Annotated in this window: 21 protein-coding genes and 1 tRNA gene; 10 read left to right on the top strand and 12 right to left on the bottom strand. The window is 71.9% G+C overall.

What is annotated here, in order from left to right; translation table 11 throughout:
• Positions 1-44: 44 nt before the first annotated feature.
• Positions 45-764, bottom strand: coding sequence for a fumarylacetoacetate hydrolase family protein (locus tag LUTJ29_RS0112840; RefSeq protein ID WP_043741382.1), 720 nt, complete (start codon positions 762-764; stop codon positions 45-47).
• Positions 765-769: 5 nt separating this feature from the next.
• Entirely contained in the window at positions 770-1,060 is a 291-nt protein-coding gene (locus LUTJ29_RS0112835; protein WP_232221215.1) for a hypothetical protein, read from the bottom strand.
• 75 nt (positions 1,061-1,135) lie between these two features.
• Here LUTJ29_RS0112835 and LUTJ29_RS0112830 point away from each other — a divergent pair, with 75 nt between their 5' ends.
• Complete coding sequence (locus tag LUTJ29_RS0112830) at positions 1,136-1,483, top strand: Rieske (2Fe-2S) protein (protein WP_027072866.1); 348 nt, start codon at positions 1,136-1,138, stop codon at positions 1,481-1,483.
• Positions 1,484-1,681: 198 nt separating this feature from the next.
• On the opposite strand, the gene LUTJ29_RS0112825 is transcribed toward LUTJ29_RS0112830, so the two are convergent.
• The 4 genes from LUTJ29_RS0112825 to thiS all read right to left on the bottom strand — a co-directional run bounded on the left by LUTJ29_RS0112825 (position 1,682) and on the right by thiS (position 5,478).
• On the bottom strand, positions 1,682-3,520 hold the full coding sequence (locus LUTJ29_RS0112825) for an SLC13 family permease (protein ID WP_027072865.1): 1,839 nt from the start codon (positions 3,518-3,520) through the stop codon (positions 1,682-1,684).
• Positions 3,521-3,614: 94 nt separating this feature from the next.
• Positions 3,615-4,364: a tRNA (guanosine(46)-N7)-methyltransferase TrmB gene (gene trmB, locus LUTJ29_RS0112820; RefSeq protein WP_027072864.1), complete on the bottom strand. Its 750-nt coding sequence runs from the start codon at positions 4,362-4,364 to the stop codon at positions 3,615-3,617.
• Positions 4,365-4,416: 52 nt separating this feature from the next.
• A complete protein-coding gene (locus LUTJ29_RS0112815) occupies positions 4,417-5,214 on the bottom strand; it encodes a thiazole synthase (RefSeq protein WP_027072863.1) in 798 nt (265 codons plus the stop codon).
• A 63-nt stretch (positions 5,215-5,277) separates the two neighbouring features.
• Positions 5,278-5,478, bottom strand: coding sequence for a sulfur carrier protein ThiS (thiS, locus tag LUTJ29_RS0112810; RefSeq protein ID WP_027072862.1), 201 nt, complete (start codon positions 5,476-5,478; stop codon positions 5,278-5,280).
• Positions 5,479-5,640: 162 nt separating this feature from the next.
• Here thiS and LUTJ29_RS17420 point away from each other — a divergent pair, with 162 nt between their 5' ends.
• The 6 genes from LUTJ29_RS17420 (at position 5,641) to LUTJ29_RS17415 (ending at position 11,873) form a co-directional block, all read left to right on the top strand.
• The gene (locus LUTJ29_RS17420) at positions 5,641-7,488 is read left to right on the top strand and encodes an autotransporter domain-containing protein (RefSeq protein ID WP_051323001.1); all 1,848 of its coding nucleotides are present in this window, start codon (positions 5,641-5,643) and stop codon (positions 7,486-7,488) included.
• Positions 7,489-7,564: 76 nt separating this feature from the next.
• Positions 7,565-7,638, top strand: a tRNA-Gly gene (locus LUTJ29_RS0112800).
• Positions 7,639-7,706: 68 nt separating this feature from the next.
• Positions 7,707-8,630, top strand: a complete 924-nt coding sequence (gene rimK, locus LUTJ29_RS0112795) for a 30S ribosomal protein S6--L-glutamate ligase (RefSeq protein ID WP_027072861.1) — start codon at positions 7,707-7,709, stop codon at positions 8,628-8,630.
• A 287-nt stretch (positions 8,631-8,917) separates the two neighbouring features.
• The gene (locus LUTJ29_RS0112790) at positions 8,918-9,601 is read left to right on the top strand and encodes a response regulator transcription factor (RefSeq protein ID WP_027072860.1); all 684 of its coding nucleotides are present in this window, start codon (positions 8,918-8,920) and stop codon (positions 9,599-9,601) included.
• A complete protein-coding gene (locus LUTJ29_RS0112785) occupies positions 9,588-10,922 on the top strand; it encodes a HAMP domain-containing sensor histidine kinase (RefSeq protein ID WP_027072859.1) in 1,335 nt (444 codons plus the stop codon). The genes LUTJ29_RS0112790 and LUTJ29_RS0112785 overlap by 14 nt, the downstream gene beginning before the upstream one ends.
• Before the next feature lie 189 nt (positions 10,923-11,111).
• Positions 11,112-11,873: a protein-L-isoaspartate(D-aspartate) O-methyltransferase gene (locus LUTJ29_RS17415; protein ID WP_084524873.1), complete on the top strand. Its 762-nt coding sequence runs from the start codon at positions 11,112-11,114 to the stop codon at positions 11,871-11,873.
• 100 nt (positions 11,874-11,973) lie between these two features.
• Here the strand turns inward: LUTJ29_RS17415 and LUTJ29_RS0112775 are convergent, their stop codons facing one another.
• From LUTJ29_RS0112775 to metF, 3 genes are all read right to left on the bottom strand, one after another.
• Positions 11,974-12,885, bottom strand: coding sequence for a branched-chain amino acid transaminase (locus LUTJ29_RS0112775; RefSeq protein ID WP_027072858.1), 912 nt, complete (start codon positions 12,883-12,885; stop codon positions 11,974-11,976).
• 103 nt (positions 12,886-12,988) lie between these two features.
• On the bottom strand, positions 12,989-13,696 hold the full coding sequence (locus LUTJ29_RS0112770; RefSeq protein ID WP_027072857.1) for a DUF4124 domain-containing protein: 708 nt from the start codon (positions 13,694-13,696) through the stop codon (positions 12,989-12,991).
• Positions 13,697-13,788: 92 nt separating this feature from the next.
• Positions 13,789-14,613, bottom strand: coding sequence for a methylenetetrahydrofolate reductase [NAD(P)H] (metF, locus tag LUTJ29_RS0112765; RefSeq protein ID WP_027072856.1), 825 nt, complete (start codon positions 14,611-14,613; stop codon positions 13,789-13,791).
• 220 nt (positions 14,614-14,833) lie between these two features.
• On the opposite strand from metF, the gene LUTJ29_RS0112760 reads away from it, so the two are divergent.
• Positions 14,834-15,388: a DUF3228 family protein gene (locus LUTJ29_RS0112760; protein ID WP_027072855.1), complete on the top strand. Its 555-nt coding sequence runs from the start codon at positions 14,834-14,836 to the stop codon at positions 15,386-15,388.
• Between the two features lie 12 nt (positions 15,389-15,400).
• On the opposite strand, the gene LUTJ29_RS0112755 is transcribed toward LUTJ29_RS0112760, so the two are convergent.
• Entirely contained in the window at positions 15,401-16,009 is a 609-nt protein-coding gene (locus LUTJ29_RS0112755; RefSeq protein ID WP_027072854.1) for a DNA-3-methyladenine glycosylase I, read from the bottom strand.
• Positions 16,010-16,219: 210 nt separating this feature from the next.
• Here LUTJ29_RS0112755 and LUTJ29_RS0112750 point away from each other — a divergent pair, with 210 nt between their 5' ends.
• Both LUTJ29_RS0112750 and LUTJ29_RS17410 read left to right on the top strand, forming a co-directional pair.
• The gene (locus LUTJ29_RS0112750) at positions 16,220-17,380 is read left to right on the top strand and encodes a zinc-dependent alcohol dehydrogenase (protein ID WP_027072853.1); all 1,161 of its coding nucleotides are present in this window, start codon (positions 16,220-16,222) and stop codon (positions 17,378-17,380) included.
• A gap of 23 nt (positions 17,381-17,403) precedes the next feature.
• A complete protein-coding gene (locus tag LUTJ29_RS17410; protein WP_198012683.1) occupies positions 17,404-17,826 on the top strand; it encodes a hypothetical protein in 423 nt (140 codons plus the stop codon).
• Positions 17,827-17,878: 52 nt separating this feature from the next.
• On the opposite strand, the gene LUTJ29_RS0112740 is transcribed toward LUTJ29_RS17410, so the two are convergent.
• Positions 17,879-18,439, bottom strand: coding sequence for a manganese efflux pump MntP family protein (locus LUTJ29_RS0112740; protein WP_027072852.1), 561 nt, complete (start codon positions 18,437-18,439; stop codon positions 17,879-17,881).
• 268 nt (positions 18,440-18,707) lie between these two features.
• Positions 18,708-19,319: a hypothetical protein gene (locus LUTJ29_RS0112735; RefSeq protein WP_027072851.1), complete on the bottom strand. Its 612-nt coding sequence runs from the start codon at positions 19,317-19,319 to the stop codon at positions 18,708-18,710.
• Between the last annotated feature and the right edge of the window lie 45 nt (positions 19,320-19,364).

Genomic DNA, 19,364 nt, shown 5'->3' with positions numbered 1-19,364 from the left:
GCGTCTCCTGTGTCGGGGGAACGGCCGCGTAGCGGTCGCGCGCACTATGCGACGGACGCGCCCACCTGGCAACGCAGTTCGACCAGCCGGTCGAGTCTGGCCACGCACGCGTCGCCCGGCTGCAGCGCGGCCACGCCGGCGGGCGTGCCCATGAAGACCAGGTCCCCGGCGCGCAGCGCGTACAGCTTCGACAGCTCGTGCAGGATCTCGGGCACGTCCCAGATCAGCTGGTCGAGCGTGGACCGCTGGCGCAGCTGGCCGTTGACCTCGAGCGACAGCACGCGCGGCCCCAGCGCGTCGACGTCGGCCGCGGGCAGCAGTTCGCTGACCGGCGCGGAGGCGTCGAAGCCCTTGGCCGTGTCCCAGGGCAGGCCGCCGGCCTTGGCCTTCGCCTGCAGGTCGCGGCGGGTCAGGTCGAGGCCGACGCCGTAGCCGAACACCAGGCCGCCGGCGTCGGCCACCGGCAGCACGCCGGGCGGCGCGTCGCGGCCCAGGGCCACCACCAGTTCGACCTCGTGGTGCAGGTCGGAGGTCGCGGGCGGATAGGGCACGACGCCGTCGGTGACGATCGCATCGGCCGGCTTGTGGAAGAACACCGGCGTGCCGCGATCGGCCTTCGAGGCCGGGGCGGCGGCGCCCATCTCGCGGGCGTGGTCGGCGAAGTTGCGTCCCACGCAGTAGACGCGGCGGACCGGGAACGTGCCGCCGCCACGCACGCGGATGCGCGGCACCGGCGCCGCGGGAACGACGTCGTGGTCGTGCATGGGCCTCAGCGCAGGACGGGCTGGCCCGGCTTGGTCACCACCCGGTACTCGGCGTCGAGCACGTCCCCGCGGGCGGGGGCCGGACGACGGCGGAAGGCGGCGCGCAGCAGGCCGAAGGACACCATGGCCGCGCCTACCACCAGCCCCACCACCAGCAGCAGCGACAGGATCGCCACCCCGACCAGGCCCAGCAGCACGCGCACCAGCGGATTGCGGGGCTTGCGCGGCGTGAACGCCCCGCGCAGCGGCGAGGCGTCGAAACGGGCATGGAGGGTGCGGAACAGTACGGTCATCATCGGTGCCACAATGCGAGGCGGCCAGTATCGGTGGCCTCCGACTTTCACGTGTAACAGGTTCGTTAAATCGGCGTGATGACCGTCTCCGAAACGCCCAGGTCCCTGATCCGCCTCGACGCCATCCCCGACGGCGGCTTTGCCGAGGTCGAGGCCGATGTGGAGGGCAGCGCCGAGTCCGTGCTGCTGTACCGGGAGGGCGACGCGGTCCGCGCCTGGCTCAACGTCTGCCCCCACGCCGGCCGCCGCCTCGACTGGGCGCCGGGCCAGTTCCTCAAGACGAAGGACGGCCTGCTGGTCTGCGCCGCCCACGGCGCCAGCTTCGAGCTCGACCACGGCGAGTGCGTGGCCGGGCCGTGCCGCGGCGAGTCGCTGCGCGCGGTGCCGGTGCGGGTGGTGGATGGCGAGGTGTGGGCGGCGGGCTGACGGCTTCTCCGCACGCTCTCGTCGCGATCCGCGTGCGGGCCTGGCGAGGCCGGGTCATTGGCCGAATCCAAGGCGACGGTGGCCACGATCCGCATGCTCCCGGATGCGCTTGGCTGGTGCGGACGACGCATCGGTGCCTTCCCTCCATGCGCCATCTGAAGGGTGCCGGGCGGTGCGCGTTGCGCGCGAGGCCCGGCTTCAGAACATCAGGTTCACCATCAGCACCACGATGAACGAGTACAGCAGCGACAGCGGGATGCCGATGCGCAGCAGTTCGGGGGCGCGGTAGCCGCCGGGGCCGGTGATCATCGACATCACCGGGTTGGACTGGGTGACGAAGTTGTTCGAGGCCGACAGGGCCACGATCAGGGCGAATGCGGTCGGGTTGCCGTTGGCGGCGAGGGCGAAGTTGATCGCCAGGGGCACCACCACGATCGTCGCGCCGACGTGGCTGATCACCATCGAGAACGCGGCGGTGAGCAGCGCGACGGCGAACTGGATCAGCCAGATCGGCATGCCCTCGGGCATGCGCTCGATGGTGTGGCCGGCCACCCAGGCCGCGGCGCCGCTGCCGTCCATGGCCCAGCCGAGCGGGATCAGGCAGGCCATCAGGAACACGGTCTTCCACGAGATCGCCGAGTAGGCCTCGTCCATCTTCAGCACGCCGAACACCAGCATGCCGGCCACGCCGGTCATCAGCGCGATCGAGGTGGGTACGCGCCCGGACACCGCGATCAGCATGGTGACGGCGAAGATCACCATCGCGATCCGGAACTTGTGCGGCCGCTGCTCGCCCTTGGGGTAGTCGGTGACGATCACGAAGTCGCGCTTGCCGGCGGCCTGGGCGAGGTCCTGCCAGATGCTGTGCAGCACCAGCATGTCGCCCGCGCGCAGCGGGGTGTTGCGCACGTTGTCGCGGATGACGGTCTTGTCGCGGTTGATCGCCAGCAGGCTGATGCCGTACTGGCGTCGCAGCTGCAGGTCGGCGGCGGTCTTGCCGATGAAGCGCGAGGTCGGCGGCACCACCGCCTCGGAGATGCCGGCGCGGCTGGGATTGAACAGGTCGGCGAACTGGCGCAGGCGCGAGCTCATGCGCAGGAAGTGGTTCTGCGCGAAGTCCATCACCTGGTCGCGCGGGCCCATCGCGCCGATCACGCTGCCCACCCAGATTCGGGCGTCGGCCGGCGGCGCCAGGCGCGATTCGTTGCCGGTCTGCAGGGCCAGCAGCAGCGGCGCGTTGTGCAGGGCCTCGGCCTCGCCGAAGGTCATGCCCACCAGCGGGCTGTCGGCGGTGACGGTGAGCTCGTGCACGTCGCCGTCGATGCCGTAGGTGCGCGAGAAGTAGCTCTCGGTGCGCGCGGGGGTGACGTTGGCGTCGCCCTCGCCGCGCAGCTTGCGGTCGCCGAAGAAGCGGAAGTAGGCCAGGCTCGCGACCAGCAGCGCCAGGCCGATCGGCAGCGGCGCGAACATGTTCAGCGGTTCGAGCGTGGCGGCGCCCGAGGGCAGGTTGGCGTTGACCGCCACCAGCAGGTCGTTGAGCAGGATCAGCGGCGAGGTGCCGACCATGGTCAGCGTGCCGCCGGTGACGATGGCCACCGCCACCGGCAGCAGCATGCGCGAGAGCGGGATGCCGGTGCGCGAGGACAGCCGCGACATCACCGGCAGGTACAGCGCCATCACCGACGGGTTCTGCATCACCGAGGAGTTGAGGCCGGCGATGCCCGAGACCAGCAGCAGCAGCCGCTGCTCGATGCCGCGCGCGCGCCGCAGCAGCCAGGCCGCGAGGCGGTTGAGGGCGCCGGTGCGGTCCAGGCCGGTGCCCAGGATCATGGTCGCGATCACGCTGATCACGGCGTTGGACGAGAAGCCGTTGAACAGGTCCTCGGGCTGGACCAGGCCGGTCAGGCCCAGCATCACCAGCACCACCAGCGCCACCAGGTCCGAGCGCACGCGCTGGAACAGGAACAGGAGCATCGTCAGGGCCACCAGCCCGAGGACGATCTTCATGTCCGTGGTGAGGGCGAGCTGGGTGTCCATCAGGGCCGGGGCGGGGCTCCCGCCGGGAAGGGAAGGCCGGGCGTGCCCGGACCGGTGGTCGGGTGTTGGAGGACGAAGGCTCGCGCGGGTGTGGTCACGCGCCCTCCGGCCCCGGTCCCTGGTCGCCGGCGTCCACGCGGTCGTAGATCAGGTCCCAGACCCCGTGCCCGAGCCGCTGACCGCGGGCCTCGAAATGGGTCTGCGGTCGCCAGTGCGGACGCGGCACGTGGCCGCGCGCGCCGGCGCGGTTGCGCAGTCCCGGGGTGGCGTCGAGCACGTCCCACATCTGCTCGGCATAGTCCCGCCAATCGGTGGCGAGGTGCAAGCGTCCGCCGGGCGCGAGCTTGCGCACCAGCAGGGCGGCGAACGGCGGCTGCACCAGGCGCCGCTTGTGGTGCCGCTTCTTGTGCCAGGGGTCGGGGAAGTAGATCCGGATCTCGTCGAGGCTGGCGTCGGCGATCTCGCGCTCGAGCACCTCGACCGCGTCGTGGTGGTAGACCCGCACGTTGGTCGCGCCATCGGCGGCCAGGGCATTGAGCAGCCGGCCGACGCCCGGCGCGTGCACCTCGATGCCGACCAGGTCGCGGTCGGGGTCATGGGCGGCGGCGAAGCGCAGTGCCTCGCCATTGCCGAAGCCGATCTCCAGCACCCGCGGCGCCCTGCGGCCGAACACCGCGTCGAAGTCGCGCGGGTTGCCGGTGAAGTCGAGGCCGTAGCGCGGCCACAGCGACCCGAACGCCCGCTGCTGGGCCTCGGTGAATCGGCCCTGGCGCAGCACGAAGCTGCGCACCGCGCGGCGGCCGGGCTCGGCGGTGTAGGGCTTCTTGTGCAGCGGGTCGGTCATCGCGCGCCCCGGGCGCCGACCGCCGCCAGTGGCGCGGGCGCGGCCGTGCGCGTCATCCCACCAGCCCGTCGATGGGCGAGGAGGCCGAGGCGTAGCGCTTGCGCGGGATGCGCCCGGCGAGGAAGGCGTCGCGCCCGGCCTCGACCGCGAGCTTCATCGCCCGGGCCATGCGCACCGGATCCCGGGCCCCGGCGATGGCGGTGTTCATCAGCACGCCGTCGCAGCCCAGTTCCATCGCGATGGCCGCGTCGGAGGCGGTGCCCACGCCGGCGTCGACCAGCACCGGCACCTTCGCGTTCTCGATGATCTCCAGCAGCGTGTAGCGGTTCTGGATGCCCAGGCCCGAGCCGATCGGCGCGGCCAGCGGCATCACCGCCACGCAGCCGATCTGCTCCAGCTGGCGGGCGAGGATCGGGTCGTCGCTGGTGTAGACCATCACCTCGAAGCCGTCGGCCACCAGCAGCTCGGCGGCCTTGAGCGTCTGCACCACGTCGGGATAGAGCGTCTTCTGGTCGCCGAGCACCTCGAGCTTCACGAGGTTGTGGCCGTCGAGCAGTTCGCGCGCCAGGCGGCAGGTGCGCACCGCGTCCTCGGCGGTATAGCAGCCGGCGGTGTTGGGCAGGATCGTGTAGCGGTCCGGCGGCAGGACGTCGAGCAGGTTGGGTTCGTCCGGGTTCTGGCCGATGTTGGTGCGGCGGATCGCCACGGTCACGATCTCGGCGCCGGCGGCCTCGGTGGCGCGGCGGGTCTCGTCGAGGTCCTTGAACTTGCCGGTGCCGGTGAGCAGGCGCGAGCGATAGGTGCGGCCGGCGATGACGAGGCCGTCTTCGGGCTGGGGGTGCGTGGTCATCACGCGATTATCGCGCAAAGCCGTCGGCGTGCGCGGCGTCCTCCGCGCGGCGTTGCGTCTCGCTCAGCCGCCGCCGAGCGCGTGCACGATCTCGACCCGGTCGCCGGGCTGCAGCCGGTGCTCGGCGTGGCGCCCGCGCGGCACGATCTCGCCGTTGACCTCCACCGCCACCCGGCGCGCGCCCAGGCCCTGCTGCTCGAGCAGGGCGACCACCGTGATGCCGTCGCCGACCGCGACGGTTTCGCCATTGAGCTGGATGTCCATGCCTGCATTGTCGCCCGTCGGCGCGCGGGCTGCATCCCGCCGCCGGGCGCCCGCCGGGCGCGGCGAATGATGCACCGACGCTTGACCGCGCGGTGGGCGCGTGGACACTTGGCCGTCCGTGCGGCCGCGTATGTGCCGCGACGTCCAAATGGAGAGAGAAGGATGTCCCACAGCAAGACCCGATCCCGCCTCGTGCCCCGCCTGCTGGCTGCCGCCGTGGCGCTGGCGGCGGCCCCCACCTTCGCGAGCGATGCCTTCTCGCGCACCGTGTTCTTCGGCGACAGCCTCACCGACGCCGGCTACTTCCGCCCGCTGCTGGTGCAGCAGGATCCGGCGGCCGCGGTGCTCGGACGCTTCACCACCAACCCGGGCCTGGTCTGGGCGGAGTGGCTGGCGCTGCATTACGGCGCCGACGCCACGCCCAACGGCAACGGCCAGTCCGGCGACAACCATGCGGCCGGCGGCGCGATGGTCGCCACCGACCGGATGGGCCCGCCGTTCGGGCTGACGCCCTCGCTCGCCACCCAGGTCGCCACGCACCTGTCGGCCAGCGGCGGCCGCGCCGATCCGGATGCCCTCTACACGGTGTGGGGCGGGGCCAACGACCTGTTCTCGGTCGAAGCCAACCCGGCCCAGGCCGAGCAGATCATCGGCGCCGCGGTCACCGCGCAGGTGGGTCTGGTCGGTGCGCTGCAGTCGGCCGGCGCCCGCTACGTGCTGGTGCCCAACATCCCCGACCTCGGCCTGACCCCGGCCTTCCTGGCCCGGGGCCCGGTGGCCGCGGGCCAGGGCACGGCGCTGTCGACGGCGTACAACAACGCGCTCTATGGCGGGCTCCAGGCCCAGGGCCTGCGGGTGATCCCGCTCGACACCTTCACCTTCCTGCGCGAAGTGGTGGCCGATCCGGCCGCCTACGGCTACGGCAACGTGACCGGCACCGCGTGCCAGCCGCAGATCACCGCGCAGTCGATCACCTGCCATCCGGGTACCTACGTGTCGCCGGGCGCGGACCAGTCCTACCTGTTCGCCGACGGCGTGCATCCGTCCTCGGCCGCGCACCGCGGGCTGGCCGACCTCGCCATCGCCCAGATCGAAGGCCCGCGCCAGATCGCGGTGCTGCCGCGTTCGGCGGCGACGACGGGACGCGGCCGCGCCGAGCGCGTGGGCGCGCAGCTGTCGTCGCTGGCCGGCGCGGATGGCCGCCGCTGGTGGGCCGACGTGCGCGGCGACTTCCAGCGCTACGACCACGGCGACCGCTACGACGGCGCCGGCCCGGCGCTGACCGCGGGCCTGGGCTGGGGCGATGGCCACCTGTCCTGGGGCGGCTTCGTGGGTTACGGCCGCCAGGACAACGACTGGGGCCTGCGCCGCGGCAGCTGGGACCAGTCGGAGGCCACGGTCGGCGGCTTCCTCGGCTGGAAGGGCGACAGCGGCGCCTGGGTGGGCGCGCAGCTGAGCTACACCTGGCTCGACATCGACACCGACCGCACCGCGCCGATCGGCCCGGCGCTGCGCCGCCACCGCGGCGGCACCGACGGCAGCAACCTCACCGCGGCCGTGCATGCCGGCTGGAACCTGGGCGAGGGCGCGCTGAGCCACGGGCCGGTGATCGGCCTGGTGTCGCAGCAGATCGACATCGACGGCTTCGCCGAGGACGCGCCCGCCAGCTCCACCTCGCTCGCCTACCCGGACCAGAAGTTCGACTCGCTGGTCGGGAGCATCGGCTGGCAGGCCAGCTACGCGATCAGTGCCCACCTGGCGCCGTACGCGCGGCTGACGCTCGATCGCGAGTTCGAGGACGGCCCGGACGAGGTGTTCGCCCGTTCCCAGTCCACCGGGCTCGACTACGCGGTCCCCGGTCCGGGCTACGACGACGGCTGGACCACGCTGACCATCGGTGCGCGCACCCGCCTGTTCGGCCTCGACGCCAACCTCGGCGTGAGCCTGAACCAGGGCGAGAAGGGCGGTCGCCAGACCACCGCGTTCGCCACCATCGGGGCCGGATTCTGAGGCTCCGCGGCGCGGCGCCGGGCCCCCGGCGCCGCGTTGCACGGCCGCGCCGCATGGGCTTAGACTGGGGCCACGCGCGGGCGTAGTTCAATGGTAGAACTGCAGCTTCCCAAGCTGCTAGCGTGGGTTCGATTCCCATCGCCCGCTCCACATCCAGGCGGCGGCACCATCGTTACGATGGTGCCGCCGTTTCTCTTTCCGGCCCGACCGGCGCCCGCATGAAGCTCGCGATCCTCTCCCGCAACGGCAAGCTCTACTCGACCCGGCGGCTGGTCGAGGCCGCGCGCGCGGCGGGCCACAGCGCGCGCGTGCTCGATCCGCTGCGCTGCTACATGCGCATCGCCAGCGACGGCTTCGCGATGCGCTACAAGGGCCGTGCGATCGACGGCTACGGCGCGGTGATCCCGCGCATCGGCGCCTCGATCACCCGCTACGGCTGCGCGGTGCTGCGCCAGTTCGAGCTGATGGGCAGCCGCACCCCGAACCCCGCCGCCGCGGTCGCTCTGGCGCGCGACAAGCTGGCGTGCCACCAGCTGCTGGCCGCACGCGGCATCGGGCTGCCGGCCACGGTGTTCGGCGACAACCCCGACGACACCGCCGACCTGCTGTCCCTGCTCGGGCCGCCGCCGCATGTGGTCAAGCTCAACGAGGGCACCCAGGGCGCCGGGGTGATGCTGACCGAGAAGCTTTCGGCCTCGCGCGGCGTGGTCGAGGCCCTGCGCGGTCTGTACGCCAACTTCCTGGTGCAGGAGTTCGTGGCCGAAGCCGAGGGCGCCGACCTGCGCTGCTTCGTGGTCGGCGACCAGGTGGTGGCGGCGATGCGGCGCCAGGCGGCGGCAGGCGACTTCCGCTCCAACCTGCATCGCGGCGGGACCGCGGTGGCGGTCGAACCCACTGCGGACCAGTGCGACGTGGCCGTGCGCGCGGCGGCCGCGGTCGGCCTCGGGGTGGCCGGCGTGGACCTGATCCAGTCCCGGCGCGGCCCCCTGGTGCTCGAGGTGAACGCGTCCCCGGGACTGGAGGGGATCGAGGACGCGACGGGGATCGACATCGCCACAAAAATCGTCGAATATGCCGCTAACATCGCGAAAAATACTGGAACGTCGGCGAAAATGAACACGCGCCGCAAACCCCGTCCTTAACGTCTGCGGGTGGCCTGGATTAACGGGTGTTTAACCCTTCCGGGGCTACCTTGTCGGCACCGGATTCCGCGCTCTCTCCTGTTTCCTTGTCCATGGGACAGCACAACGGATTACGGTAATCGGGGCAGTCCTTTTGGGCCCAGGCGATGGCCTCGTCTGGGCTCTTTTGTAGGCGCGTGTCCACGCGGCGGCGACCCGGCCGTGTGACAGAATCCCGGCTCTCCCGCGATGGCGGAACCGCCACCTGCCCCCGCGGTCCAAGCAGGCCGCCCACATGGAATCCGCTCATGCGCATCCTCGTCATCGAAGACAACCAGGACATCGCCGCCAATCTTGGCGACTACCTCGAGGACCGGGGGCACACGGTCGACTTCGCGGCGGACGGCGTCACCGGCCTGCACCTGGCGGTGGTCCATGACTTCGATGCGATCGTGCTCGACCTGAACCTGCCGGGCATGGACGGCCTGGAGGTCTGCCGCAAGCTGCGCAACGACGCCCGCAAGCAGACCCCGGTGCTGATGCTCACCGCCCGCGACAGCCTGGAGAACAAGCTGGCCGGGTTCGACTCGGGCGCCGACGACTACCTGGTCAAGCCGTTCGCCCTGCAGGAGGTGGAGGTGCGCCTGAACGCCCTCTCGCGCCGCGGCAAGGGCGTGCAGACGCGGGTGCTGGAGGTCGGCGACCTCGAGTACAACCTCGACACCCTCGAGGTGCGGCGCCAGGGCAAGCTGGTCCAGCTCAACCCGACCGCGCTCAAGATCCTGCAGGCGCTGATGGAGGCCTCGCCGGCGGTGGTCACCCGGCAGGACCTGGAGACCCGGGTCTGGGGCGAGGAGCTGCCGGATTCGGACTCGCTGCGCGTGCACATCCATGGCCTGCGCGCGGTGATCGACAAGCCGTTCGACGTGCCGCTGATCCAGACCCGCCACGGAATCGGCTACCGGATCGCAGCGCCCGATGGCGCAGGCTGACGCGCAGGCGGCACGGCCCGCTCGCAGCAGGCGCCGTTACCGGCGACGCCTGCGCACCCGCATCATCGTTTCATTCTTCACCCTGGGCATGTTCCTGTCCGCGTTCATCGCGGCCGCGACCTTCTACGTCCAGAACCGGGTGGACAACCAGGTCATCTCCGACACCCTGCTCAAGAACAACAACATCTTCGCCGAAGGCTGGTACGCCGACCCGGACGCGGTGGGCGTACCGTTCGAGAAGATCCAGGGCCGGATGTTCAGCGTCGACCGGCTCGACCGCGTGCCGCCGGAATGGCGCGACCTGCCCAACGGGGTGCACGAACTGGAGTCCGAGGGGCCCGGCGGCGAGAAGCGGGTCTACAAGCTGGCGGTGCGCAAGGACCCGCAGTACTGGTTCTTCCTCGGCTACGACATCGCCGAGGAGCGCGAGAGCGAGGAGCAGCTGCGCACCGCGCTGATCCTGCTGGTGGCGGCGCTGAGCCTGGTGTCGCTGCTGGTGGGCTGGTGGTCGGCCTCGCGCGTGATGAGCCCGGTGTCCGAACTGGCCAAGCGCCTGTCGCGCTCGGGCGAGGGCGGGCTGTCGGCGCCGCTCGCGCCGCGTTTCGCCGACGACGAGGTCGGCGAGCTGGCCAAGGCCCTGGACGACTACGCCTCGCGCCTGACCGAGGTGGTGCAGCGCGACCGCGAGTTCAATGCCGACGTCAGCCACGAGCTGCGCACGCCGCTGGCGGTGATCCGCGGTGCGGTCGAGCTGCTGCTGTCCAAGCCCGAGCTCGACGACCGCACGCGCGCGCGCCTGCTGCGCATCCAGCGCGCCGAGCAGCAGTGCACCGACCTGATCAGCGCCCTGCTGCTGCTCTCGCGCAACGAGCGCGGGCACGGCAACACCGACGTGGCGCGGGTGGCCGAACAGCTGTTCGACGCGCACCGCGGACAGCTCGGCAGCAAGCCGCTCACCCTGCGGCTGGAGGGCGGGCCGGGCCAGGTGGTGGTGGACGCGCCCGAGTCCGCGGTCACCGTGGCCCTGGGCAACCTGGTCGGCAACGCGGTCAAGTACACCCAGCAGGGCGAGGTCGTGGTGCGGCTGCGCGACAACGCGGTGGACGTCATCGACTCGGGCCCCGGACTGAGCGCGGAGGATGCCGCGCGCCTGTTCGAGCGCGGCTACCGCGGCACCCATGCCGAGCACTCGCAGGGCGGCGGCATCGGCCTGTCGATCGTGCGCCGGCTGTGCGACCTCTACGGCTGGAGCGTGCGCGTGGTGCCCGGCGAGCAGCAGGGCGTCGTCGCCACGCTGACGTTCTCGCGCGACGACGCCTGACCCCACGCCCCGCATCCGCCCCTCGTGGGAGCGGCTTCTGCCGCGATCTGGGGTCCCGGTCGCCGCGCTCCTCCCAACACCAGGGCCAGCGCCGGACCCGTCGCCGCACCCTGCACGGGTGACGCCAACGCCGTCGCCACCGCCCCCGTGGCATGATCGCCCGTTGCGGTACGGCGGAGGAGGGTGCCGATGTCCAGCAACGCACCGCGTCGCGGTTCGCGCCTGCGCCAGTGGCTGCTGGGGCTGTTCTGGGTCCCGGCCGCGGCCTGCGCCACGTCCCCGCCGTCCGACGATCCCACTGCCCAGGCCCGCGAGCGCATGGTGGAGCGCCAGATCGCGTCGCGCGGCATCGACGACGCGCGCGTGCTCGCCGCGATGCGCGCGGTGCCGCGCCACCGCTTCGTCCCGGAGGCGGTGGCGGCCAGCGCCTACCTCGACCAGCCGCTGCCGATCGGCCACGACCAGACCATCTCCCAGCCGTATGTCGTCGCCCTGATGACGTCGCTGGCGCGGCCGGCGCCGGGCGCGCGGGTGCTCGAGGTCGGGACCGGGTCGGGCTACCAGGCCGCGGTGCTGGCCGAGATGGGCGCGGAGGTCTACACGATCGAGATCGTGGAGCCGCTGGCCGCGCGCGCGGCGCAGGTGCTCGAAGCGCTGGGCTACGACCGGGTCCACGTGCGCGCCGGCGACGGGTACGCGGGGTGGCCGGAGCATGCGCCCTACGATGCGATCGTCGTGACCGCGGCGCCGGAGCGGATTCCGCGGCCGCTGCTCGACCAGCTTGCGCCGGGCGGGCGGCTGGTGATCCCGGTCGGCCCGGTGCACGCGACGCAGGAGCTGCGGCTGGTGGAGAAGGATGCAGGCGGGCAACTGCGCGAGCGCAGCGTCACGCCGGTCCGGTTCGTACCGCTGACGGGCGAGGCGGCGGACCGGGACCGGGGCGGGCGCTAGGGCCGGGCGGGGCGCGGGAGCGACCGAAGGCGGGGCGGCGGGCGCTGGCTCCCTGCCCCGCTTGCGGGGGAGGGCCGGGGTAGGGTCGCCCGACGGTGGGTCAGACCGGTTCGAGCCACCCGTACCGGTCGGGCGTCGAGCCGTCGAACAGGCCGAAGAACAGTTCCTGGATGCGGCGCGTCACCGGGCCGGCCTTGCCGGCGCCGACCTGGCGGCCGTCCACCGAGCGGATCGGGGTGATCTCCGCCGCCGTGCCGCACATGAACAGTTCGTCGCACAGGTACAGGTATTCGCGCGGCAGGTCGCGTTCGACCACCTCGATGCCCGCATCGCGCGCCAGGGTGAGGATCGAGTTGCGGGTGATGCCGTTGAGCAGGGCCGCGCTCACCGGCGTGGTGTGCAGCGCGCCGTCGAACACCAGGAACAGGTTCTCGCCCGCGCCTTCGCTCAGCAGTCCGGTGGACGCCAGCGCGATGCCCTCGCCGAAGCCCAGCCGCCGCGCCTCGCGCGCGACCAGGGTGCCCGAGAGGTAGTTGCCGCCGGCCTTGGCGCCGGCCGGGATGGTGTTGGGCGCGAAGCGCTGCCAGCTCGACACGCAGGCGTCGATGCCGCTCGAAAGCGCCTCGTCGCCGAGGTACTTGCCCATCTTCCAGGTCGCCACCGCCACGTCCACCGGCGTTTCCGCCGACAGGCCGAAGCCGCCCAGGCCGCGGAACGCGACCGGGCGCAGGTAGTCGGTGCTGTTTCCGTTGGCCGCGATCACCTCGCGACAGGCGGCGTTGATCTGCTCGAGCGAATAGGGGATGTCGATCTCGTGGATCTTCGCCGACATGAACAGGCGGCGGTTGTGGTCGGTGAGGCGGAAGATCACCGGTCCGCCGGCGGTGTCGTAGCAGCGGATGCCCTCGAACACCGACGAGCCGTAGTGCAGGGCGTGCGCCATGACATGGGTCGTCGCCTCGGCCCACGGCTTGATCGCGCCGTTGTGCCAGATCCAGTCGGGATACTGCATGGGGACGCTCTCGATGCGGAAAGCGACATTCTGCACGATCGCCCGGCGCCCCAGACGGGGTCGGAGACGGCGGGCCCGGGCGCAGGCGGCGTTCCGGCAGCGGCTACAGGCTCAGCCACCAGCAGCCGAGGTGGCGCCGCAGCGAGAACACCGTCTGCATCGGGGTGACCCGGTTGGGGGCGGTCTGGTCGACGACCAGTGCGGTGGGCGGCCCCGACAGGCGCGGGGGCGGCGGCCCGGGCGCGGCGGCGGTCGGCTCGCGGACGCTGGAGTCACCGGCCATGGCATCCGGGTGCGATGCGTCTTCCCGGTCCGTTGGTCGGGGCAGCGTGCGCCAGACCCGCACCCCCGACGGCAGTTCCACCCACCCGGATGCGGGGGCGGGCCCGGCGGCGGGCACCGGTTCGGGCGGCGGCGGGGGCTGCGGATGCAGCGGCGTAATGTCGACCAGCGGCCGGTTCACGATCGCATCGAGCCGCGACATCACCGCGTAGCCCGCGCTGGAGGACATGCCGGGCCAGTGGTAGATCCCGGCGAGCCGGTTCACGTCGCGCGAGTCGATCGCGGCGGTGAGCTCGAATACCAGGTCCTGCAGCCGCCGGGCGCAGTCGCGTCGCAACGGGGCGCCGGTGGAGCCGGCGGGGCCGAGCGGCGACACGCGCTCGCTCGCGCCCACGTCGGCGCACTGGCGGTCGGTATAGACGTGGCGGCCGTCGTCGGTGGTGCAGCGGCGGACCTGGGCGTGGGCGACCGGGCCGGCTCCCAGCGCGGACGTCAGCAGGAGCAGGGCACAGGTGGTCCGGCGGATCATCGCGGCAGCCTAGCGCCCGGGCGCGCCTGCGGGAAGCCGGGCGGGCGCGGCGTTCAGCGCCGGCAGGGACCGCGTCGCGCGTCCTCGACCGCCTATTGCAGGCGCGCGAGCACCGCCTGGGTCGGCCGCGCGAGGTTGAGGGTGTAGAAGTGGAGGGCCGGTGCGCCGCCGTCGAGCAGGCGCCGGCACAGCTTCGCCACCAGGTCCGCGCCGAACTCGCGGATCGCGTCCACATCGTCGCCCAGCGCCTGCATCTTCTTCTCGACCCAGCGCGGGATCTCGGCGCCGCACTGGGCGGAAAACCGGCGCAGCTGGGAGAAGTTGGAGATCGGCATGATGCCCGGCACGATCGGCACGTCCACGCCCAGCGCGCGCACCGCGTCGACGAAGTGGAAGTAGGCGTCGGCGTTGTAGAAGTACTGGGTGATGGCCGAGTCTGCGCCGGCCGCGACCTTGGCGCGGAAGTGGCGCAGGTCGGCCAGCGCGTCGTCGGCCTGCGGATGGGTCTCGGGATAGGCGGCGACCTCGATCCGGAAATGGTCGCCGTGGCGCTTGCGGATGAACGCCACCAGGTCGGAGGCGTAGCGCAGTTCGCCGGGCTGGCCCATGCCCGACGGCAGGTCGCCGCGCAGGGCGACGATGCGGCGACAGCCCAGTTCACGGTACTCGTCGAGCAGGGCGGCGATCTCGTCGCAGCTGCCGCCCACGCACGACAGGTGCGGCGCGGCGTCCAGGCCGTGCTCCCGCAGCAGGTGGCGCACGGTACCGGAGGTGTAGGTCAGGGTCGAGCCGCCCGCGCCGAAGGTGCACGAGACGAACTCGGGCCGGTACGGGCGCAGCTTCGCCACGGTGCGGTCGAGCTGCGCGCGCTGCTCGTCGGTCTTGGGCGGGAAGAACTCGAAGCTGATGGCGGTCATCGCGGGCGGCCGGGCGGGGACCGGGAAATCATATCTCTTTATCGCGATGGATGTTAAGAGACGCCGGTGGGATGTTCCCCCGGCGACCTGTAGGAGCGGCTTCAGCCGCGACCTCCGGGGCGCCAGGTCGCGCTCCGTATCCCGGCCATCGACGGGTCGCGGCTGGAGCCGCTCCTGCAGGAACGCACGGGGGCGCGCGCATTTGGCATCCTTGCGCCCCATGCGCATCGTGCTCACCCCGTTCGCCCGCGCGCGCCTGTTCCCGCGCGAGGCGCGCCCCAACACCATCCAGGACTGCAGCCCCGAGGAATTCGAGCGGCGCCTCAACGAGGAGCCGCCGCTGAAGGTGCTCGAGGGCTACGCGCCGTTCTGCCGCCTGCACGTCCACCGCAACTGGACCTCGACCCGCTGCCTGACCGTGCCGATCACCGACGACAACCGCCACCTGCTGCGCTCGGCCTACGAAGCGCGCACGAAGCAGGAGCTGCCGGTGCTGGTGCGCTGGTTCGAGGGCGTCGAGCCGCCGGTGGCGAACTACCTCATCCCCATCCTCTACAGCGCGGAGCAGATGGCGAAGGAGGGCGCGCCGATCGACGGCGACTGGGGCATCGTCGGCTGCCTGTACACCGCCGAACCGGAGGAGATCCCGATGGCGCCGATCACCATGATGCGCAACGCGCTGGGCGTGGAGGAAGGCGGCTCCGGCGTGCCGATCGACCGCGAGGCCTACCTGCGCAGCGTCGGGTTCTGGGAGCGCAACGCCAACTGGCGCTGAGCGCCCGCCGGCTCACCCGGGGCGGCGGAACGTGCGCCGCGCGCGCTGCGCGCGCTCGCGCACCACGCAGCCGGGCACGTGGTCGTTGACCAGGCCCATCGCCTGCATGAAGGCGTAGACGGTGGTGGGCCCGACGAAGGTCCAGCCGCGCTTCTTCAGCGCCTTCGACAGCGCGACCGATTCGGGGGAGGTCGAGCGCGACTGCGGCGGCGGCAGGCTGCGCGGGTCGGGCTCGAAGCGCCAGACGAAGGTGGCCAGCGAGCCTTCCGCCTCGACCAGTTCCAGCGCGCGGCGGGCGTTGTTGACGACCGCCTCGATCTTCCCGCGGTGGCGGACGATGCCCGGATCCTGCAGCAGGCGCTGGACATCGCGTTCGCCGAAGCGCGCCACGCGCGCGAAGTCGAAGCCGTGGAAGGCGGCGCGGAAGTTGTCGCGCTTGGCCAGGATCGTGCGCCAGCTCAGCCCCGACTGGAACGCTTCCAGGCTCAGCTTCTCGAACAGGCGCCGGTCGTCGGCGACCGGGAAGCCCCACTCCCCGTCGTGGTAGGCGAAGAACTCCGGCGCCGCCGCGCACCAGCGGCAGCGGGGCCGGCCATCGGGTCCGGGAACCGTCGCGTGCATCGTCGCCTCACCTGGATCGGCCCCGCGGCCAGGGATGGCGCGGGGCGCACGCAAGCATACCGTCCAGCGGGCGGCCACACCCACGTTCCGGCCGGGCGGGCGCCGCGCTCACGCATCGACCACGGAACGCACGCACTGCGTTCACGGCCCAACCGTGAAGGTGGGGCGGTGCCGGCGTATGCCAACCACCGTCCCGTCCGGAGCTCCGCCATGCTCGCCACCACCTACCGGCGTCCGCGCAGGATGCGCATCGAACACGTCGCCGAACCCGGGATCGAGCACCCCAACGACGCCATCGTCCGGGTCACGCGCTCGTGCATCTGCGGCTCGGACATCCACATCTACAACGGCCTGGTGCCGGACACCCGGGTCGGCTCGATCATCGGCCACGAGTTCTGCGGCGTGGTGGAGGAAGTGGGGCCCTCGGTGCAGAACCTGAAGGTCGGCGACCGGGTGCTGGTGCCGTTCAACATCTTCTGCGGCAGCTGCTTCTTCTGCCAGAAGGAGCTGTACGGCAACTGCCACAACGTCAATTCGCAGGCCAGCGCCATGGGCGGCTTCTACGGCTACACCCACACCGCCGGTGGCTATGACGGCGGCCAGGCGGAGTATGTGCGCGTGCCGTTCGCGGACGTGGGCCCGACGATCATCCCCGACGACATCCACATCGAGGACGCGGTGCTGCTCACCGACGCCTTCCCGACCGGCTACCAGGCGGCGGAAATGGGCAGCATCCGCGAGGGCGACACCGTCGTGGTCTTCGGTGCCGGCCCCGTCGGACTGTTCGCGGCGAAGAGCGCGTGGTTCTTCGGCGCCGGCCGGGTGATCGTGGTCGATCGCGAGGACTACCGGCTGGAGTTCGCCCGCAGGTTCGCGCATGCCGAGACGGTGAACTTCCTCGAGGTGGACGACGTCGCCACCCACCTGAAGAAGATGACCGACTGGCTGGGCGCGGACGTGTGCATCGACGCGGTTGGTTGCGACGCCACCGGCAGCGCCTTCCACGACATCACCGGCAAGATCCTGATGCTGCAGGCCGGCTCGCCGATCGCGTTGCACTGGGCGATCAACAGCGCGCGCAAGGGCGGGCGCATCTCGATCGTCGGCGTTTACGGGCCGACCTTCAACATGATTCCGATCGGCAACGCGGTGAACAAGGGCCTGACCCTGCGCATGAACCAGGCCAGCGTGAAGCGGCACTTGCCGCGGCTGATCGAGCACATCCGTGCCGGCCATATCTCGCCGCGCGAGGTCATCACCCATCGCATCCCGCTCGAGGACGTGGCCGACGCCTACGACATCTTCGTCAACAAGCGCGACAACTGCATCAAGCCGGTGCTGGTGCCGCCTTCGGCACGCGACGCGGCATGAGCACCGGGAACATGGAGACGGACATGGAAACCAGCGACCGCCCGTACGCCCACATCCCCGGATGGGGTTCCGACCTGCCGCGCGAGAACCGCCCCGCCGTGCCGATGGAGCGCACGCCGCCGCGATTGGACGTGCCGTGGAGCGATCCGCCCCCGCAGCAGCCGATGACGGTGGAAGTACTGAAGTCGGTCGAGCGCCCGGACCATTCGCGCACCTTCGGCACGCGGCTGCCGCCGAAGGGGCTGAGCGGGGCGATCCGCCGCGCCGCCTTCCGTCGCAGCGAGAACGACATCGGCCACTGGCTGCTGCTGGTCGCCGCCGACCGGGTCGACGTGGTCGAAGGGCTGTGCGAGGACGCCCGGCGCTCGCCGGCGAAGACCGCGCTGGTGGCCGCGGGGATCGGCGCGCTGGGGCTGGTCGCCTGGGGCCTGCTGCGTCGCCGCTGAGGCGGGCGCGCGCCGCGACGGGCAGCGCGCGTGCGGTGCGGGAGGCCGTCGCTCAGCCGGCCAGGTGCTGGTGCAGGATGGTGGTGCCGACCGCGATCAGCACCAGGCCGCCGACGATCTCCGCCCGGCGGCCGATCATCCGGCCGAGAGCGCGCCCGGCCATGACTCCGATGGTGACCAGGGTGAAGGTGCACAGGCCGATCACGGTGGCGACGAGCAGGATGTTCACGTCCACGAAGGCCAGGCCGACGCCGACCGCCATCGCGTCGATGCTGGTCGCCAGTCCGGCCACCGCCACCGCCCACAATCCGGTGCCACGCGGCGCGTCGTCGCCGGCGCCGTCGCCGTGCAATGCCTTCCAGACCAGGTGCAGGCCGAGCCCGCACAGCAGGCCGAAGGCGATCCAGTGGTCCCATTCCTCGATCCAGCGCTGCGCGACCGACCCCAGCGCCCAGCCTGACAGCGGCGTGAGCGCTTCCACGACGCCGAAGATCGCGCCGGTGCGCAGGGCGTCGGGCCAGCGCAGGCGCATCGCCGCGCCCTTGCCGATCGCGGCGGCGAAGGCATCGGTCGACAGCGCCAGGCCCAGGAGCAGGATGGAAACGGGGTGCATCGCATCGCCACGCGGCCGGGGCTGGGCGCAACGGACCAGCACGCGCCCGGCCGGCTGACGTGCATGGCTCGCTGGTCTCGCCAACCGGAAGGTTGCGACCGCCATGGCCGGTGCAGGCCAAGTGTGTTGACGGGCGCGCCGCCGCGGGTCGCGGCGGCCGGCTACTCCCCAAGGAGTGGTGCGGTCGCATTGCCGACCGCGGGGCAATTGTAAGGGGATTCACCGTCGCCGGGCACGGTTCGGCCCCGCATGCGGCCGGGAACGCGGCTCAGGCCGACCAGGTGTGGCGCACGAACCAGCAGCCGCCGTGGCGCCGCACGTCGAAGTCGGTGACCCTGTGTCCGCCCGCATCCTGCAGGACGACCTGCAGGGTCCCGCCGGCGGCGGGCGACCCGAAGAATTCGGCGTCCACCAGGGCCATGCCGCCCAGTCGCTGGATCCGCGCCATCATCCGCATCGCCGTGGCGTGCGACATGCCGGCCCAGTCGAAGCTTTCCGCGATGCGGTTGACGTCTCCCTGGGCCATGGACGCGCGCAGGTCGACCGCGAGCTGCCTGGGCGTGGTCGCGCAACCCTGTCCCTTCGGGCGCCCCGGGTCGAGGGAAGCGGCGACGAGCAGGCCGTCGTCCACCGGTGGCGGCGCCCCGGTCAGCCGCGCTTCGTGCACCCGCTCGCGACGGATGCGGTTCTGCACGTCCGCCGGCAGGGCGACGTGGCGGCCGCCCAGGCGGCTGCACGCGACGTTGGTGTAGGCGAACGTGCCGTCGGGCATCGCGCAGCGCGCCACGCCGGTCGCGGCCCGGACGCTGCCGGGCGAGGACACCAGGGCGCATGTGGAGAGCGCCGCGCAGGCGAGGATCGAGACGAGGAAGGGGCGCATGGCGGCGTGTGCGTGGCATGCCTTCGCGGCACGCACGCATGATCG

Source organism: Luteimonas sp. J29 (genome assembly GCF_000472505.1).
Classification (GTDB): Bacteria; Pseudomonadota; Gammaproteobacteria; order Xanthomonadales; family Xanthomonadaceae; genus Luteimonas.
The sequence above is the reverse complement of the archived record's forward strand: the minus strand, read 5'-3'. Positions and strand labels throughout refer to the sequence as shown.

Coding starts and splice junctions, on each gene's coding strand:
- LUTJ29_RS0112785 (WP_027072859.1), top strand. CDS start 9,588: ATGGCGCAGGCTGACGCGCAGGCGGCACGGCCCGCTCGCAGCAGGCGC.
- LUTJ29_RS0112755 (WP_027072854.1), bottom strand. CDS start 16,009: ATGCACGCGACGGTTCCCGGACCCGATGGCCGGCCCCGCTGCCGCTGG.
- LUTJ29_RS0112790 (WP_027072860.1), top strand. CDS start 8,918: ATGCGCATCCTCGTCATCGAAGACAACCAGGACATCGCCGCCAATCTT.
- LUTJ29_RS0112740 (WP_027072852.1), bottom strand. CDS start 18,439: ATGCACCCCGTTTCCATCCTGCTCCTGGGCCTGGCGCTGTCGACCGAT.
- LUTJ29_RS0112735 (WP_027072851.1), bottom strand. CDS start 19,319: ATGCGCCCCTTCCTCGTCTCGATCCTCGCCTGCGCGGCGCTCTCCACA.
- trmB (WP_027072864.1), bottom strand. CDS start 4,364: ATGACCGACCCGCTGCACAAGAAGCCCTACACCGCCGAGCCCGGCCGC.
- LUTJ29_RS0112830 (WP_027072866.1), top strand. CDS start 1,136: ATGACCGTCTCCGAAACGCCCAGGTCCCTGATCCGCCTCGACGCCATC.
- LUTJ29_RS17415 (WP_084524873.1), top strand. CDS start 11,112: ATGTCCAGCAACGCACCGCGTCGCGGTTCGCGCCTGCGCCAGTGGCTG.
- LUTJ29_RS0112825 (WP_027072865.1), bottom strand. CDS start 3,520: ATGGACACCCAGCTCGCCCTCACCACGGACATGAAGATCGTCCTCGGG.
- LUTJ29_RS17420 (WP_051323001.1), top strand. CDS start 5,641: ATGTCCCACAGCAAGACCCGATCCCGCCTCGTGCCCCGCCTGCTGGCT.
- LUTJ29_RS0112835 (WP_232221215.1), bottom strand. CDS start 1,060: ATGATGACCGTACTGTTCCGCACCCTCCATGCCCGTTTCGACGCCTCG.
- LUTJ29_RS17410 (WP_198012683.1), top strand. CDS start 17,404: ATGGAAACCAGCGACCGCCCGTACGCCCACATCCCCGGATGGGGTTCC.
- LUTJ29_RS0112750 (WP_027072853.1), top strand. CDS start 16,220: ATGCTCGCCACCACCTACCGGCGTCCGCGCAGGATGCGCATCGAACAC.
- metF (WP_027072856.1), bottom strand. CDS start 14,613: ATGACCGCCATCAGCTTCGAGTTCTTCCCGCCCAAGACCGACGAGCAG.
- LUTJ29_RS0112775 (WP_027072858.1), bottom strand. CDS start 12,885: ATGCAGTATCCCGACTGGATCTGGCACAACGGCGCGATCAAGCCGTGG.
- LUTJ29_RS0112815 (WP_027072863.1), bottom strand. CDS start 5,214: ATGACCACGCACCCCCAGCCCGAAGACGGCCTCGTCATCGCCGGCCGC.
- LUTJ29_RS0112760 (WP_027072855.1), top strand. CDS start 14,834: ATGCGCATCGTGCTCACCCCGTTCGCCCGCGCGCGCCTGTTCCCGCGC.
- rimK (WP_027072861.1), top strand. CDS start 7,707: ATGAAGCTCGCGATCCTCTCCCGCAACGGCAAGCTCTACTCGACCCGG.
- thiS (WP_027072862.1), bottom strand. CDS start 5,478: ATGGACATCCAGCTCAATGGCGAAACCGTCGCGGTCGGCGACGGCATC.
- LUTJ29_RS0112770 (WP_027072857.1), bottom strand. CDS start 13,696: ATGATCCGCCGGACCACCTGTGCCCTGCTCCTGCTGACGTCCGCGCTG.
- LUTJ29_RS0112840 (WP_043741382.1), bottom strand. CDS start 764: ATGCACGACCACGACGTCGTTCCCGCGGCGCCGGTGCCGCGCATCCGC.